17 protein-coding genes and 1 pseudogene are annotated in these 15,763 nt (G+C 40.0%); 11 read left to right on the top strand and 7 right to left on the bottom strand.

All coding sequences use genetic code 11. The features are described from left to right. Positions 1–53: 53 nt before the first annotated feature. The 5 genes from eno (at position 54) to BJN41_RS08795 (ending at position 4,811) form a co-directional block, all read left to right on the top strand. Positions 54–1,343 (top strand): phosphopyruvate hydratase, encoded by a 1,290-nt coding sequence (gene eno, locus BJN41_RS08815; RefSeq protein WP_019837270.1) that lies wholly within the window; start codon positions 54–56, stop codon positions 1,341–1,343. Between the two features lie 13 nt (positions 1,344–1,356). Then, on the top strand, positions 1,357–1,761 hold the full coding sequence (locus BJN41_RS08810) for a septum formation initiator family protein (RefSeq protein WP_070154623.1): 405 nt from the start codon (positions 1,357–1,359) through the stop codon (positions 1,759–1,761). Beyond that, positions 1,718–2,449, top strand: coding sequence for a 2-C-methyl-D-erythritol 4-phosphate cytidylyltransferase (gene ispD / locus BJN41_RS08805; RefSeq protein ID WP_070154622.1), 732 nt, complete (start codon positions 1,718–1,720; stop codon positions 2,447–2,449). The genes BJN41_RS08810 and ispD overlap by 44 nt, the downstream gene beginning before the upstream one ends. A gap of 128 nt (positions 2,450–2,577) precedes the next feature. Beyond that, on the top strand, positions 2,578–3,714 hold the full coding sequence (gene rodA / locus BJN41_RS08800; RefSeq protein WP_070154621.1) for a rod shape-determining protein RodA: 1,137 nt from the start codon (positions 2,578–2,580) through the stop codon (positions 3,712–3,714). Positions 3,715–3,902: 188 nt separating this feature from the next. Next, positions 3,903–4,811, top strand: coding sequence for an AEC family transporter (locus tag BJN41_RS08795; RefSeq protein WP_070154620.1), 909 nt, complete (start codon positions 3,903–3,905; stop codon positions 4,809–4,811). A gap of 28 nt (positions 4,812–4,839) precedes the next feature. Here BJN41_RS08795 and BJN41_RS08790 read toward each other — a convergent pair whose 3' ends face one another. Then, a complete protein-coding gene (locus BJN41_RS08790; RefSeq protein WP_019837275.1) occupies positions 4,840–5,490 on the bottom strand; it encodes a hypothetical protein in 651 nt (216 codons plus the stop codon). Between the two features lie 98 nt (positions 5,491–5,588). On the opposite strand from BJN41_RS08790, the gene ispF reads away from it, so the two are divergent. Continuing rightward, positions 5,589–6,077, top strand: a complete 489-nt coding sequence (gene ispF / locus BJN41_RS08785; RefSeq protein ID WP_019837276.1) for a 2-C-methyl-D-erythritol 2,4-cyclodiphosphate synthase — start codon at positions 5,589–5,591, stop codon at positions 6,075–6,077. A gap of 33 nt (positions 6,078–6,110) precedes the next feature. Here ispF and BJN41_RS08780 read toward each other — a convergent pair whose 3' ends face one another. The 3 genes from BJN41_RS08780 to BJN41_RS08770 form a co-directional block, all read right to left on the bottom strand. Then, the gene (locus BJN41_RS08780; RefSeq protein WP_070154619.1) at positions 6,111–6,632 is read right to left on the bottom strand and encodes a fused DSP-PTPase phosphatase/NAD kinase-like protein; all 522 of its coding nucleotides are present in this window, start codon (positions 6,630–6,632) and stop codon (positions 6,111–6,113) included. Positions 6,633–6,693: 61 nt separating this feature from the next. After that, entirely contained in the window at positions 6,694–7,785 is a 1,092-nt protein-coding gene (locus BJN41_RS08775; protein WP_070154696.1) for a 3-deoxy-7-phosphoheptulonate synthase, read from the bottom strand. 168 nt (positions 7,786–7,953) lie between these two features. Next, entirely contained in the window at positions 7,954–8,841 is an 888-nt protein-coding gene (locus tag BJN41_RS08770; protein ID WP_070154617.1) for a sulfite exporter TauE/SafE family protein, read from the bottom strand. Positions 8,842–9,066: 225 nt separating this feature from the next. Here BJN41_RS08770 and lpxB point away from each other — a divergent pair, with 225 nt between their 5' ends. Beyond that, positions 9,067–10,242 (top strand): lipid-A-disaccharide synthase, encoded by a 1,176-nt coding sequence (gene lpxB, locus BJN41_RS08765; protein WP_026438134.1) that lies wholly within the window; start codon positions 9,067–9,069, stop codon positions 10,240–10,242. 31 nt (positions 10,243–10,273) lie between these two features. Then, positions 10,274–10,513, top strand: a pseudogene (locus BJN41_RS08760) (integrase core domain-containing protein); the annotation flags it as partial. Positions 10,514–10,694: 181 nt separating this feature from the next. On the opposite strand, the gene BJN41_RS08755 reads toward BJN41_RS08760, so the two are convergent. Further along, entirely contained in the window at positions 10,695–12,068 is a 1,374-nt protein-coding gene (locus BJN41_RS08755; protein WP_019837282.1) for an ABC1 kinase family protein, read from the bottom strand. A gap of 143 nt (positions 12,069–12,211) precedes the next feature. After that, complete coding sequence (locus BJN41_RS08750; RefSeq protein WP_019837283.1) at positions 12,212–12,517, bottom strand: hypothetical protein; 306 nt, start codon at positions 12,515–12,517, stop codon at positions 12,212–12,214. A 230-nt stretch (positions 12,518–12,747) separates the two neighbouring features. Here BJN41_RS08750 and BJN41_RS08745 point away from each other — a divergent pair, with 230 nt between their 5' ends. The 3 genes from BJN41_RS08745 to aroC all read left to right on the top strand — a co-directional run bounded on the left by BJN41_RS08745 (position 12,748) and on the right by aroC (position 15,353). Continuing rightward, positions 12,748–13,128 carry a DUF1311 domain-containing protein gene (locus tag BJN41_RS08745; RefSeq protein WP_081406292.1) on the top strand — a complete coding sequence of 127 codons (381 nt, stop codon included), beginning with the start codon at positions 12,748–12,750 and terminating at the stop codon, positions 13,126–13,128. A 106-nt stretch (positions 13,129–13,234) separates the two neighbouring features. Further along, the gene (gene prmB / locus BJN41_RS08740; protein ID WP_070154615.1) at positions 13,235–14,245 is read left to right on the top strand and encodes a 50S ribosomal protein L3 N(5)-glutamine methyltransferase; all 1,011 of its coding nucleotides are present in this window, start codon (positions 13,235–13,237) and stop codon (positions 14,243–14,245) included. Positions 14,246–14,258: 13 nt separating this feature from the next. After that, a complete protein-coding gene (aroC, locus tag BJN41_RS08735) occupies positions 14,259–15,353 on the top strand; it encodes a chorismate synthase (protein WP_070154613.1) in 1,095 nt (364 codons plus the stop codon). 145 nt (positions 15,354–15,498) lie between these two features. On the opposite strand, the gene BJN41_RS08730 is transcribed toward aroC, so the two are convergent. Then, positions 15,499–15,763 (bottom strand): transposase domain-containing protein (locus tag BJN41_RS08730; RefSeq protein WP_070154611.1); only part of this gene is annotated, 265 nt, incomplete at its 5' end.

Here is a 15,763-nt window from a genome sequence, read left to right as displayed (position 1 = left end):
TAGAATCATTGATGCCTAAAGCATCACGTTATTAATCAACTGAGGAATTGTTCATGAGCCAAATCGTTGACATTCGTGCACGTGAAATTTTGGACTCTCGTGGTAACCCAACCATCGAAGCAGACGTAATCTTAGCATCTGGCGTAGTTGGCCGTGCATGTGCACCATCAGGTGCTTCAACTGGTTCTCGTGAAGCTCTAGAACTTCGTGATGGCGATAAAGCACGTTATTTAGGTAAAGGCGTTAAAACTGCGGTAAACAACGTAAATACTTTGATTCGTGATGCTTTACTTGGTAAGTCGGTGTTTGAACAAAAAGACATCGACAACACTATGATTGCACTTGATGGTACTGAAAACAAAGAAAAATTAGGTGCAAACGCAACTTTAGCCGTGTCTTTGGCTGCTGCGCGCGCTGCTGCTGACGAAAAGAAAATTCCTCTTTTCCAATACATCGCTGACCTTCGTAACAACAGCATTTTAACTATGCCTGTACCAATGATGAACATCTTAAATGGAGGTTCACATGCGGACAACAACGTTGATATTCAAGAATTTATGATTGAGCCAGTAGGCTTCACTTCATTCTCTGAAGCATTACGTGCTGGTGCAGAAATTTTCCACTCATTAAAATCTGTATTGAACCAAAAAGGTTTGAATACAGCAGTGGGTGATGAAGGTGGTTTTGCGCCAAACTTACGTTCTAACGAAGAAGCCATCACAGTTATTCTTGAAGCTATTGAGAAGACTGGATACAAAGCTGGTTCTGACATCATGTTGGCGCTTGACTGCGCATCTTCAGAATTCTACAAAAATGGTCAGTACGTTCTTGCAGGTGAAGGGAACAAGGCATTCACAAGCAACCAATTCTCTGACTATTTAGCAGGTCTTGTGAATCAATATCCAATTATCTCAATTGAAGATGGTTTAGATGAATCTGATTGGGAAGGTTGGTCTTACCTGACTTCGATTTTAGGTGATAAGATTCAATTGGTCGGTGATGATTTGTTCGTAACTAACCCGAAAATCTTACAACGTGGTATCAATGAAAAAGTGGGTAACTCAATCCTAATCAAGTACAACCAAATTGGTACTTTGACTGAAACGCTTGATGCTATTTATCTTGCTAAAGCGAATGGTTACACAACTGTTATTTCACACCGTTCAGGTGAAACTGAAGACTCTACAATTGCAGATCTTGCAGTAGGTACAGCAGCAGGTCAAATCAAGACTGGTTCACTTTGCCGTTCTGACCGTGTAGCAAAATATAACCAATTACTTCGTATCGAAGAATTGACTAATGCTGCATATCGCGGTAAAGCTGAGTTCAAAGGTTTGAACTAAGCGAAATCAGTAGATGTCTCTATTAAATGTATTTGACTCCAAGGCGAGTAAAGCATTGTTGGGCCTTGCGATCTTTTTGATCGCAGGGTTTCAATATTTACACTGGTTTGGTGAGGGTGGTTATCGTGACCATGCTGCACTGACAGAAAAAATCCAACAACAAATAGAATTAAATACAGAGCTGAAAGAGCGCAATCGCGTACTTGCAGCAGAAGTTTATGATTTAAAAAATGGGGTAGAAGCGATTGAAGAGCATGCCCGTTTAGATTTAGGCTTAATTAAGCCACATGAAACCTTTGTGCAAATGAGCACCATCAGTACACAATATAAACCAATTTATATACAACCAAATTCCTCAGTAGATTTACGCAACAATGAATCACAACAACCTGCAGCATCAACCGCCCCGACACCCTAAACTTTGGGCGGTTATTCCCGCAGCGGGGTCTGGTCGTCGTTTTTCTAGAACTGACCTCAAACAATATCAGTATATTCAAGATCAAACAGTTTTAGAGCACAGCATCGCACGTTTAAATCATTTGCCTTTGGCGGGTTATGTTTTGGCGATTGGTCAAGCAGATGATGTAGCACAAAGCCTAAACTTGGCGCAAAAAGCAAAAGCACATTTTTGCGCAGGTGGTTCAGAGCGAGTGGATTCAGTCTTGAATGCACTGCATTATTTATCTGAAATCGCCCATGCAGATGACTGGGTTTTGGTGCACGATGCAGCGCGTCCTTGTGTGACAGTTGCTTGTCTTGAACAGTTGTATCAGACTGCACTGGCAACAGATCAAAGTACCATTTTGGCTATTCCTGTGCGTGATACTTTAAAAAAGATAAGTCAAGGCACAAAAATTGAAACTACGGTAAGCCGTGATCAACTCTGGCAAGCGCAAACTCCGCAAATTGCAAAACTTGATGTGCTTAAAACAGCTATAGAATCTGCATTAAAACAGCAATTGACGATTACCGATGAGGCCAGTGCTTTAGAAGCAGCAGGGCAAATTGTAAATGTCGTGCAAGGTCGTTCTGATAATATTAAAATCACCTATCCTGATGATTTAGAGTTGGCGCGTTTAATTTTAGCCTCACAACAACTTGGATGATAAAAATCTAGTGTGATAAACATTGCGTTAAACTCGAATCTTTAACGATTTAGCTTTAATGATTCACTCTGTGCCGCTTTGCTCCTATAATTGTTCATCCTGTCTATTTTAAATTATTTTCGAGTCGCATGAACCCATCGCAGCAGTATCGTTTTTTACGTCACTCATTACGTGATGGTAGAAGCATTAAAAATGATTCCTCACGCTGGACTAAATTACATTTAGATCCATGGTTGCTGTGTTTTCTGATTTTAAATGCGATTCTAGGTTTAATGGTGGTATATAGTGCCACCGCGCAAGATATGGGGATGGTGCTGCGCCAAGCGACCAGTTTTGGTATTGGCTTTATCGCTATGATTATTTTGGCGCAAATTCCGCCGAAGGTATATCAAGCTGCTAGTCCATATTTTTATATCTTTGCAGTGATCATGCTGGCTTTGGTTCTGGTCATTGGTGAAACCCGTATGGGCGCAAAACGCTGGATCAGCTTGCCAGGTATTGGCAGTATGCAGCCCAGTGAATTTATGAAATTCGCCATGCCATTGATGATGGCATGGTATTTTTCGCGTCGTACTTTCCCGCCTAAATTTATCCATATCATTGTCGCTTTAGTGATTATGATGATTCCTTTTGTCTTGGTGGCATTGCAACCCGACTTAAACATTGGTTTGATTATTCCTGGGGTGTTTGCACTTTTTTTAAGTGGCATGTCATGGCGATTAATCTTAGGAGCTATCACCGCACTGGCTGTTGTAGCACCATTGCTTTGGATGTTCTTTTTCCAGGAATACCAAAAGAAAAGAGTCTTGACCTTGTTTGATCCTGAATCTGATGCTTTGGGTGCGGGCTGGAATATTATTCAGTCAAAAATTGCGATTGGCTCTGGTGGTTTTACAGGCAAGGGTTATTTGGAAGGAACGCAATCCCATTTGGGTTATCTGCCTGAACATCATACTGACTTTATTATGTCGACCTATGCCGAAGAGTTTGGTTTTATTGGCGTATTTTTACTATTCAGTTTGTTTGCCGCGATTATTTTACGTTGTTTGATGATTGGGATGAATTGTTTCCATAATTTCGGGCGTTTGTATGCAGGCACAGTCGGTCTGACTTTCTTTTTCTTTGTGTTTTTAAACTCTGGGATGGTGAGTGGTATTCTACCGGTAACCGGTGACCCATTGCCGCTTATGAGTTATGGTGGAACGGCAGTCATTTCCATGCTGGCGAGCATGGGGATAGTGATGTCTATCCACACTCATCGTTAATGCAGAATCCATGTGGTAGATGATGTAGGTGTAAGTTGCGATCATCATCATTATCATGTCTGTAATTTTAAAATAGCCTAAGCAAATAGGGTAAACACAAAATAATATTTACAATATCCAGTAATTTACTTTATTTATTAAGCAATAATTAAAAAACAACAGCTTAGCAGTAACACACAGAGCACCTCATGACCCATTTAATTTTTTTTGCACTTTTCCCTTTGATTGCCTTAATTGCAATGGGTTATCTCCTTAAGCAATCACGTATGCTGGATGAGCCATTTTGGAAGGGTGCAGAAAAGTTAAATTACTATATTTTATTTCCTAGCATGCTGTTTTTAAACCTCGCCACAGCAAATATTGAAGCGAAATCAATCACACAGATTTTGTTGGTCGTGGGGCTTGTTGTGGCTTTAGTAAGTTGTTTGTTATATGCCTTGCGTGGCTATTTTAAAACCCCCGCAGTCCGTTTTGGGGTGTATATGCAAAGCATGGTACGTTTCAATACTTATATTGGTTTGGCTTTGGTCGCAGCATTGTTTCAGGTGCAGGGCTTGGCGTTGTTCGCGATTATTTTGGTGTTCTGCATCCCATTGGTGAATGTATTATCAGTGTTGGCTTTAAGCGATACTAAGGCTTTACAGGCGAAGCAAATCCTGTGGTCATTGATGAAAAATCCATTAATTTTGGGTTGTATTCTTGGTGGTCTATATAATTTAGCAGGTCTGACCTTGTGGGAAGGTGCAGAGCATTTTATTCGTCAAATGGCCCTAAGCAGTTTGCCTTTGGGATTAATGTGTGTGGGCGCAGCATTGCAATTTAATGGCTTGCAACGCGATGTGTTTGCATTGGCATTAAACGTATTTGGGCGTTTGTTATTTATGCCAGCTTTGGCATGGCTAATTTGTCAGAGTTTAAATATTCCAGTTTTGGAATCACAAATTTTAGTCTTATTTTTTGCTTTACCTACCGCATCTGCGGCTTATGTACTTACACAAGTTTTAGGGGGAGATAGTCGTTTAATGGCAACAATTATTAGCCTGCAAACCGTATTTGCCGCTTTAACTTTGCCAATTGTGTTGTGGTTACTCATTTAATTTGTTTAATAAAATCTATTATTAAGGATTAATCGTATAAACGATAGATACCCGCAAAGCGTTCACAACCTTTTTGTTTAGTTTGAATTTTTAAGATCGCTTTCGAGTATTCAAAGTCGTAACTACAATCATGCTCATTGTCGATGATTTTGTTTTTTTGCTCAGGCGTTGTATAGGCTAAAAAGGCGATGCTTTGGGTTTCAAGACGGTTATTTGGATTACGATAAGCAATGCCTTCAATTTTAATGCTGTTTTTATTGAGCTGATGAATTTGTAAATGTACGGGCTGCGCAGCAAATTGACCATTTTCATATTTTAAATAATGTTGAGTCATGCTTTGATTCATAGAAGTGAAAAAATTCAGTTGATCAATTCTGAAATCAAATTGCTGAGTGTAACAATTCAAGCTTTTGCATTGCTGTAAGCGCTGTATCCACAATTGTTGGGTGTCTTCTAATAAGCGAATAGGCGCATCACTCATCAAATAAGCTGTTAAATGTTGATCACTTAATTTTTCGCGTAATTCTGAGAAATTCTCCGTGCACACCTGCGCCAATTTTTTATTGGATGTAGACGTACAATCGATCCCTTGAGCATAAGAGAAAGATGAATATAAACAGCCAAATAACAGCAGTGTGCTTAAGTTTTTGATAAGATGCTTCTCAGATTTCAACAGCATGATCGCTTATACTTTCACTATGTCGCGCTAGGTCTAATATAGCGAAATCGTAAGTATGAATACAAGATTTCAATGATTTATTTCTACAGGAGTTGAACATGGTTGCACAGATTCGTATTGGACAAGGTTTAGATGTTCATGCCTTTGAAGCGGGAGATTTTGTGACCCTTGCAGGTGTTCAAATTCCTCATACACAAGGTTTAAAAGCACACTCAGATGGCGATGTAGTGCTGCATGCACTATGCGATGCATTATTAGGTGCTTTGGCGCTGGGGGATATTGGGCAGCATTTTCCAGATACCGATCCAAATTATAAAGGTGCAGATAGTCGGGTATTGCTTAAACAGGTTTATCAACTCATTTTAGACCGTGGCTATAAACTGAATAACGCCGATATTACTGTGGCGTGCGAACGTCCTAAACTTGCACCGCATACGCTAGAAATGCGCCAAAGTGTCGCTGATGTATTGGATGTAGAGGTCACGCAAATTAGTATTAAAGCGACAACCACTGAAAAATTAGGTTTTACTGGACGTCAGGAAGGTATTTTAGCAACCGCGACTGTATTGATTTCTCATACAAAATAATCGCATTGCAATTTAACTACGTAACCTGCTGAATTAAGACAGTTCAGCAGATTCCAAAGCTTGTTGTAAATCTTGCGTGGCTTTACGACCTTGTAGTTGCAAAGAAACGGCATGAATTAAGCCTGTCCAAGTTTCATTGGGTTTCCAAATATCATGTAAAAAGTCTTGAGCTGTTGCAATATCCACATCCATAAAATATTGACGATATAAATACATCAAACTACTGACGTGGTTGTTATTGCTGCAATGTACCCACACCAATTGGCTTTCTAATAAATGATTGACCAAATCGAGCAATAATAAACATTGATCAGAAGATGGTGTTTCCCATGAAATTGGCAGCTGAATATAGTTCAGTCCAACATCCAGACAAATTTTGTCCTCATGAGGAAGGGTGTGTTCAGCATCACTTTCAGACAAATTAATAACAGTGCCAATACCATATTCTTTAATTAGTTTTAATTCTTCAGCCGTGGGCTGACCTGAAGAAAACAAACGCTCATGAATGAATTGGAAATTTTTAATTTGGCTAAGTTGAGTTTCAATGTCATTCATGCGCGCAGAATTTCCTATGCTACAAATAGAAACGCCATCATAAAGATGGCGTTTTTAAATCTTAACGATTCATTAAAACGTCTTTCAATGCTTCATGCATTTCTAGCAAAGCTTTTTCAGTGGTGTCCCAGTCGATACAACCATCAGTCACAGACTTACCATACTCTAAATCGCATAAGTTTTCAGGAATATCTTGTCGCCCCCCTTTCAGGTGACTTTCGACCATAATTCCAACAATAGACTTATTGCCATCTAAAATTTGCTCTGTGATATTTTTTAATACCAACGGCTGTAAGAATGGGTCTTTGTTTGAGTTAGCATGACTGGTGTCAATCATGATTTTGGTGCTGACTTTGGCTTTGCTTAATGCATTTTCAGCATTTGCAACTGAACCTGCATCGTAGTTAGGCTTACCATTCCCACCACGTAAAACCACATGTGCATATGCGTTTCCGCTAGTACGAATCACAGAAACCTGACCTTGATCATTCAGACCTAAGAAACTGTGGCCGTGTTTTACAGATTGCATAGCATTGGTTGCAACCGTTAAGCCACCATCTGTACCATTTTTAAATCCGACTGGAGAAGAAAGACCAGATGACATTTCACGATGAGTCTGGCTTTCAGTAGTACGTGCGCCAATTGCAGACCAAGAAATTAAATCTTGATAATACTGTGGAGAGTTTGGATCAAGTGCTTCAGTTGCACATGGCAACCCTTTTTCATTTAACTCAAGTAAAAGTTTACGACCAAGACGCAAACCTTTTTCAATGTTAAAAGAGTCATTCATGTCTGGATCGTTAATTAAGCCTTTCCAGCCCACTGTAGTACGCGGTTTTTCAAAATAAACACGCATCACAATGTAAAGAGAATCTTTTACTTTTTCGCTTAATTCTTTTAAACGATCTGCATATTCATGTGCAGCAGCAGGGTCATGAATAGAACATGGACCAATCACCACAAATAGACGCTTGTCTTTACCATCTAAAATATTGCGGATTGTTTCACGACCACGAAGAACGGTTTGATAAGCATTTTCAGTTAAAGGTAACTCAGTTTTTAATTCTGCAGGAGTCACGAGTGGCTGAATACTTTCAATATTCACGTCATCGATGTCTGATTGTGTAAGAGGATTAGACTGTAAAGTATTCATTGCCGTCACTGGTTTGATCATACAAAAGATTATTTAATAGTCTGAATATAACATGAATTTCACTATATTTTGTTATAAAAAGATGAATACTTCTTTAAAAAATAAGTGATGAATCGGGTAGATAAATTAAACGATCTGTTTGGGCAAAATTCTGTCAGATAAAGCTCATTATTGGCTGGCTTGTGCTTCAGAAACTGCTGTTGCAGTTTCTGGCGGGCTAATCGGTTTTGTTTTCACAGGATTAACCATAAAGTTAATCCCGAGAATAAATAAGGTAATACCTAAAACCTTACGAATCACTTTTTCAGGTAAACGTGAACTAACTAAAGTCCCCACCACAATTGCAGGAATCGAACCTACTAACAACCAGCCCAATAGGTGAAAATCGACATTGCCTGAACTCATGTGACCTAAACCTGCAACTAGGGTGAGTAAGACAGCATGCACGACATCTGAGCCGATAATACGAATCATGGGTAAATTGGGAAACATGAGCACCAATGCCATGATGCCAAAAGCACCAGCGCCCACTGAAGAAAGTGTGACAAATACACCCAGTACAATCCCCATAATCACAATCAGGGCGCGCTTATCTGCAGCTTGTAATTTAACCTTTTCAAGGTCCTGGGTCATATCGGGCAATTCTTGTTTACGGTGTTTATTAAAAAACGATTCAATTTGACTGCGAAACATAATTGAGATGCCAGTTAAGGTCAACATAAAGCCCAATACCACGGTCAGTACCATTTTATAATGGGTAGATTGGCTTAAATAATTCTCCAAAACCCAGTGGGTCGCAAATGAAGCAGGAATACTGCCCACTGCAAGCCAAATCACAATGGGCCATACAATATTCATTTTTTTGGCATGAACCAATGAACCGCAGAATTTTGAAATGGCAGCATAGAGTAAGTCTGTCCCAATTGCGATATGCGGTTCAATTTTAAACAAGCTGATTAGGATGGGAGTCATCAGCGAGCCGCCACCCACGCCAGTCACACCCACGCAGAAGCCGACCAATACACCTGCCAAAATAAACTCAATAGGACCAACCATGAAGATATGCCGAAGTCAAAAAAACGTGAATATATTATGACTTTTGGCAATAAGCTGTTGTCATGATTAATGATTTACTTATTCTTAAAACAGATATAGTCAATATAGAAAATCTGCGCAAAATTACAGATTCATTCCACGGCTTACTTTCTGTTTCTTACAAAATAATGTGGCTATGCTAAAATGTGAAAATTCATATCCATTAAAATTTAGAGGATAAAACGCTTGCAAAATCGGAAACTTAAAATAGGTATCGTTGTGGGAGAAGTATCGGGTGATACTTTAGGGGCACAACTTATGCGACGTTTTCGTGAGCAAGGCATTGATGCAGAGTTTGAAGGCATTGGTGGCCCACAAATGATTGCGGAAGGTTTTAAAAGTTATTATCCGATGGATATTTTATCGGTAATGGGCATTGTTGAAGTGCTGAAAGATTTGAAAAAACTCTTTGCAGTTCGGGATGGTTTGGTCGAAAAGTGGAGCCAACATCCTGTTGATGTCTTTGTTGGGGTTGATGCACCCGATTTTAATTTACGTCTTGCCAAAAGTTTAAAACAGAAAAACTTGCCAATTAAAACCGTGCAATATGTCAGTCCTTCGGTATGGGCATGGCGACAAGGTCGCGTACATGGCATTAAAGCCAGTATAGATTTGGTGCTATGTTTATTTCCGTTTGAAAAAGCCTTTTTTAAAAAATGGGATGTGCCTGCAGCCTTTGTTGGACATCCTTTGGCGAGTCAATTGCCGTTGGAAAATCCAATTGTTGCAGCAAAACTCGAATTGGGTCTAGACCAACAGCAACAATATATTGCACTCTTGCCCGGTAGCCGACGTGGTGAAATTGAGCGTTTAGGGCCGTTGGTTTTAGACGCGGCTTATATTTTGACGCAAAAATATCCGCAGTTTACCTTTTTAATTCCTGCCATTAATGATGCACGTAAACAACAAATTGAAGCGTTATTACAGTCTTATCCGAGTGCATTACAAGACAAAGTGCAATTGATGGAAAATCGTAGCACAGAATCTAAAATTGGACGTCAGGTGATGAATGCGTCCGATATAATTGCACTGGCTTCAGGCACGGCGACGCTAGAAGCAATGCTATTACATCGTCCAATGGTTACGTTTTATAAGCTGAATCGGATCACGTATTGGATTGCGAAACTGTTGGTGAAAATTCCTTATTATTCATTGCCAAATATTATTGCAGGTAAAAAGGTGATTCAGGAGTTAATTCAGGAGGATGCAACACCTGAGCGTTTGGCAGTAGAAATTGAAAAGTTAATTGATATCGAAACAGCACAAATTCAGGTGATGCAGCATATCACTATGCATAAGCAATTATTGTCCGATAACAGTGAAGACCCTGCGCAAGCAATTTTGGCAATTTTAAATCGTTAAACAGTTTAGTCAGCGATTGATTCGCTGTTTTCAAATCAGTATGGATGGTAAAGGTCGATGGGTAGATAATGTGATGGTTGAACGATTATGGCGGAGCGTTAAATATAAAGAGGTGTATCTCAAAGCTTATAGCTGTGTCACAGATGCGAAAAAGCAATTGAGTGCATATTTTGAGTTTTATAATCTAAAACGACCTCATTCGAGTCTAGCCAAAATGACACCCAATGAGTTTTACTATGATCAGCTACCCCAACAAAACAAGGTGGCTTAACTAGAGCGGAATATCACTTATAAATACGCTTTTAGTTGTTCAAACAAGTGGGCCACCTCTTATTATTTATATAAAAATGTGCGCTTTTAAAATAAATTGACCTAAATGACAATTGCATCGAGTGGGTACAACAATCATTTAGGTCTATAAAACAGCTTTGATTGAAGAAAAAAATTGGGGCTTAAATAAACTTTTGAATCATTTTACGGACATTGGTTTTCGCATCAATCACGGTCATAAAGGTGTAGGCACCAATAAATTTACGACTAATGAACATAAATTCTTTAGGCGGCACACTAAAGTAACGTGAAGCCATCGATTTAGATGCCTGTTGCATGACACGGCTGTGCAGCTGACTTTTTTTCCAGTCATAGCGTGATTGTTCATCCATTACGCCAGCAGGTAAGTCACGGTTATTGTCTAGGTGACTAAAGGCTTCTGTGGCCAGTAAAAATACTTTAGCCATATCGGGTTTAATGCTTTCAGGAATACTGTCAAAAAAATCGTAACCTGTCATGGCATTCACCATCATTTGTGGGTCATGATAATAACCCGCCTTAATTAGATTACGCGCCACGGTCAGCAGTTGTTGGTCAAATTGACGAATAGCACCAAAGTCAAGCAGTACAATTTTATCGTGAATATCTTCACCATTACCTAAGCGAACCAAGTAGTTGCCAAAATTCGGGTCAGTCTGCATTTCGCCCCATTCAAATACTTCACGCACAGCAATTTCCAAAGAGGCTTCACCCAATTGGTTACGACGTTCTTGAGGTAATGACAGCATAACAGGGCTGTTAATCGGTACACCACGTTCAAAAGTCATACACAGTACTTGATCACTACAGTATTCATCTACAATTCGCGGCACAATGTAGCGCGGATCATCTTTTAAACGGGCAGCAAAACGACGTGTCGTTTCCGCTTCAATTTGATAGTTGACTTCACGATGCATCATTTCACGCACTTCATCAAACCACTGATCAAATTCACGGGTTTGCGGCACCATGCGGGTCAATTTAAGCATATTTCTAAATAGACTCATATCTGAGTCAATCGCATCTGCCACGCCTGGATATTGGATTTTTAATACCAACTCCAAACCATCTGACTTGCGAGTTGCACGGTGGACTTGTGCTAAAGAGGCTGTGCCTAATGGTTCATGATCAATGGTGAGATCATCAAGTTTGGCACCTAACTGCGCCTGTAATTGCTGTTTAATTGCAGGCCATGCCAATGCGACAGTCTGGTTATTCAGAGTGTTGAGTGCTTGCGTAATTTCTTCAGGTAAAAAATGTTCGCCGTATAGCGCCATCATTTGCCCAATCTTCACGATAGAGCCTTTGAGTTTGCCAATTTCAGCCACCAAATAATCGGCTTGTTCTTTCATGGCTTTTTTGCGTTTACGTTCTTTTTCTTCTTCGCTTGAAAACATAGAGGTGGCATTCGAGGCTGCCCATCGTGTTCCTGCCAGTAAAGATGCCTTTGCGATGGATAAGCGTCGATCCATAGAGGAAGTCTTGAGTTGTTTAAGCTTATCGTTCTGATCTGACATTAAAATCAATCCTTAAATCAGCAATACGCAGGAAAATTAGATTGTAACGGATATTAGCGCGTCTTAACGTATTAAAAAAGTTCAACTTGCTGAACGACGAGTTTCCTCGTGAAAAAAGTATGAAAAACGGCTTAAAAGTACTTTTACATCCGATATTGCACTTTGGTTTCGGCTTTTTTCATCAATTGTGCTTTGTTGTCTTGGATAAATTTGAGAATCATCAATTTTACAGAATCGTGTAAAAAACCGTGTGCATAACCTTTCACAATAATCACGCTGGGCAAACAAAAAAATAGATATTTGGCATCATCTAATGACGCATTTTCAAAAATGCCGTTTTCAATCAAAATTTGCTGAAAAAATTGTTTTTCAATCAAGACTGAATCGGAGTGGTTGTCATTCCAATAGCTTTGGCGCATGGCCATCAAATTATTGTGTTTGTAGCTCATAAGGCTGAAAGCTTTATCTATAAAATGAGTAATTCAATTATTGGGATGTTGTCACATTTTTCAATGATTGTTGTTCATTTATCATCGACTCAGCTATAAAAATCAGGGGATTGACTATATGCTTTTTAAGCTGAATCTTGTAGCATCAATGCAGCAATTTGGGTTTTGTAAAATTATAAAATATTGAAAATTTACCGCGCTTTAAAAACAGACTGCGCTCAGGGGGAAATATGAAAGTTTGGACATTTACACTATTGGGGATGCTGACTTTGGGTACAGCTCAAGTTTGGGCGAATGGCGTTTCACAAGGCTATACGCAATGTATGAACAATAGTTATGGCAAAATTTCTCAATCGCAAAAATGTATTAAAACTGAGCAAAAAGCACAAACTAAACGACTCAAAAAACACTATAAAGCCTATGTGAAACGCAGCGCAGGCAATGCCAATAATATTCAACAACAGCATCAACTTTGGGAAAACCGTGTAAAACAGCGCTGCTATTTATCTACTCAAAGTGATTTTGCGGAATTGCAGCGCGCGCAATGTGTTTTGCTACAGACAGTAGAGCGTGCAGATTATTATCAAGGGCAGTTTGTGGGAATCAAATAAGTAAAACCATAGCAAATAAATTACTTGGAAACTGCTTAAACATTATAAAACCGAGCAAAACAAGGTATCATAAGGCGTTTTAAAATTTGCCCTTGGAGCGCCTTAAGTGGATCGACCGACAATTAGCCCTGAACATTTGCAGGAAGCAGCTGAAAACCTATCAACCATTCGTGATTTTATTCGCTTTGGGGTTACAGCACTACGTCAATACGATGCACATTTAGGTCAAGGTACAGAAGATTATTTTGCAGAAAGTTCTGCATTGGTGCTGCAAACTTTGTCTTTGGACTGGAATGCAGACTCTGAAATTTTAGATGCCAAATTATTACCAAGTGAAGTGGCTGAATTTTTAAGCTTGCTCGAACGTCGTATCAACGAAAGAGTACCAACTTCTTATTTATTAAACCTGGCCTATTTCTTCGGAAAACCATTTTATGTTGATGAGCGTGTTTTAATTCCCCGTTCACCTATTGCCGAATTAATTGAAAATCGCTTTGCGCCATATTGCCTAGATGAAGAAGGTCAAATGCGCGAAGCAAATAACAATTTACCAGCCAATGCTACACCTAAAACCCCACAACGTATTTTAGATATGTGCACGGGTTCAGGGTGTATTGCGATTGCTATGGCTTATGCTTTTCCAGATGCAGAAGTTGATGCAACCGACATATCAAAAGATGCTTTGGAAGTCGCACAAATCAACTGTGAACATCACAATAAACAGTATCAAGTGGCATTACTTGAATCTGATTTATTCGCCAAAATCCCAGCTGAAAATCAATATGATTTAATCGTATCTAACCCGCCGTATGTTGATGCGGAAGATATGGCAGATTTACCTGAAGAATTCCATCATGAGCCAGAATTGGCATTGGCAGCAGGGCAAGACGGTTTAGATTTAGTCCGTAAAATGTTGGCGCAGGCGGCAGATTACTTAACTGAAGATGGTCTGATTGTGATTGAAGTAGGTAATTCTGAATGGGCGATGAAACAGAATTTCAACACGGTTGATTTGCACTGGTTAAAATTCCAAAAAGGTGGTTCAGGTATTTTTGCATTGACTGCAGCACAATGCCGTCAATATCGCGATTTATTTATTCAATCTGTTCAAGCATAAGGAGTCGTTGGACGTGGCAGGTAATAGTATAGGGCAACTTTTCCGTGTAACGACTTGTGGTGAATCTCATGGCGTCGGTCTAATGGCAATTGTCGATGGTGTGCCACCTGGAATTGAGCTGTCAGCAGAAGATTTACAAAAAGACTTAGATCGTCGTAAACCAGGCACGTCTAAGTTTGCGACACAGCGCAAAGAACCCGATGAAGTTGAAATTATTTCAGGCGTGTTTGAAGGTAAAACTACGGGAACGTCGATTGGTTTACTTATTCGCAATACTGATCAAAAATCTAAAGACTACGGCAACATTGCGCAAACGTTCCGCCCTGGACATGCAGACTATACCTATACCCAAAAGTACGGTTTCCGTGATTATCGCGGTGGTGGTCGCTCTAGTGCGCGTGAAACAGCTATGCGCGTTGCTGCGGGAGCAATTGCTAAAAAATACCTGTTTGAAAAATTTGGTATTGTGATTCGTGGCCACGTCACGCAAATTGGTACAGAAAAAGCTGAAAAACTGGATTGGAATGAAGTAGCCAATAATCCATTCTTCTGTGGTGATGTAGATGCTGTGCCACGTTTTGAAGCTTTAGTAACATCTTTGCGTGAGCAAGGCACAAGCTGCGGTGCGAAGCTTGAAATTGTGGCAGAAAAAGTACCTGTGGGTTGGGGTGAACCTGTTTTTGACCGTTTAGATGCCGATATTGCACATGCCATGATGTCAATCAATGCTGTGAAAGGTGTAGAAATTGGTGATGGTTTTGCCGTGGCAGAACAGTTTGGACATGAAACTCGTGATGAACTGACCACTGATGGCTTTTTAGCGAACCATGCAGGCGGTATTTTAGGTGGTATTTCTAGTGGTCAAGATATTCGTGTTGCGATTGCTTTAAAACCAACAGCCAGTATTACTACACCAGGCAAAACCATTAATTTGAACCGCGAAGATACCGATGTACTGACCAAAGGACGCCATGATCCTTGCGTGGGTGTACGTGCAACGCCAATTGCAGAAGCCATGCTTGCGATTGTGTTAATGGATCACTTTATGCGTCATCGTGCACAGAATGCCGATGTGGTGGCACCGTTTGCACCGATTGAGCCGAAGTAAGATTATGCTTTAAGCAAGGTGCATAGTCATTGCCAAGTGCGAAAATATGTTGTGAAAAAAGCCAAACTGTAGTGTTTGGCTTTTTTTTGCCTGAGTTTTGAGCTTCGTTCGTCTGTAAGCGTCCGCTGAATCCCATGCCTATTTTTTAATTTTGGTCGGATTTCCAGCGGTGTGGCAGTAATTCTTCTATTTGGGTCACTTTATGCGTCGGCAGCCTTTTCAGCACATCACTTAAATAGGCATACGGATCCAGGCCATTCAGCTTTGCTGACTGGATTAAAGTCATGATATTGGCAGCTCGTTGACCACTGCGCAGCGAGCCTGCAAACAGCCAGTTCTTGCGTCCTAAGGCCCAGGGACGCATCTGATTCTCGACCCAATTATTGCAAATCGGTAGATTGCCATCATCC

It is taken from the genome of Acinetobacter towneri, assembly GCF_001758345.1.
Classification (GTDB): Bacteria; Pseudomonadota; Gammaproteobacteria; order Pseudomonadales; family Moraxellaceae; genus Acinetobacter; species Acinetobacter towneri_A.
The sequence above is the reverse complement of the archived record's forward strand: the minus strand, read 5'-3'. Positions and strand labels throughout refer to the sequence as shown.

Coding starts and splice junctions, on each gene's coding strand:
- eno (WP_019837270.1), top strand. CDS start 54: ATGAGCCAAATCGTTGACATTCGTGCACGTGAAATTTTGGACTCTCGT.
- BJN41_RS08810 (WP_070154623.1), top strand. CDS start 1,357: ATGTCTCTATTAAATGTATTTGACTCCAAGGCGAGTAAAGCATTGTTG.
- ispD (WP_070154622.1), top strand. CDS start 1,718: ATGAATCACAACAACCTGCAGCATCAACCGCCCCGACACCCTAAACTT.
- rodA (WP_070154621.1), top strand. CDS start 2,578: ATGAACCCATCGCAGCAGTATCGTTTTTTACGTCACTCATTACGTGAT.
- BJN41_RS08795 (WP_070154620.1), top strand. CDS start 3,903: ATGACCCATTTAATTTTTTTTGCACTTTTCCCTTTGATTGCCTTAATT.
- BJN41_RS08790 (WP_019837275.1), bottom strand. CDS start 5,490: ATGCTGTTGAAATCTGAGAAGCATCTTATCAAAAACTTAAGCACACTG.
- ispF (WP_019837276.1), top strand. CDS start 5,589: ATGGTTGCACAGATTCGTATTGGACAAGGTTTAGATGTTCATGCCTTT.
- BJN41_RS08780 (WP_070154619.1), bottom strand. CDS start 6,632: ATGAATGACATTGAAACTCAACTTAGCCAAATTAAAAATTTCCAATTC.
- BJN41_RS08775 (WP_070154696.1), bottom strand. CDS start 7,785: ATGAATACTTTACAGTCTAATCCTCTTACACAATCAGACATCGATGAC.
- BJN41_RS08770 (WP_070154617.1), bottom strand. CDS start 8,841: ATGGTTGGTCCTATTGAGTTTATTTTGGCAGGTGTATTGGTCGGCTTC.
- BJN41_RS08755 (WP_019837282.1), bottom strand. CDS start 12,068: ATGTCAGATCAGAACGATAAGCTTAAACAACTCAAGACTTCCTCTATG.
- BJN41_RS08750 (WP_019837283.1), bottom strand. CDS start 12,517: ATGAGCTACAAACACAATAATTTGATGGCCATGCGCCAAAGCTATTGG.
- BJN41_RS08745 (WP_081406292.1), top strand. CDS start 12,748: ATGAAAGTTTGGACATTTACACTATTGGGGATGCTGACTTTGGGTACA.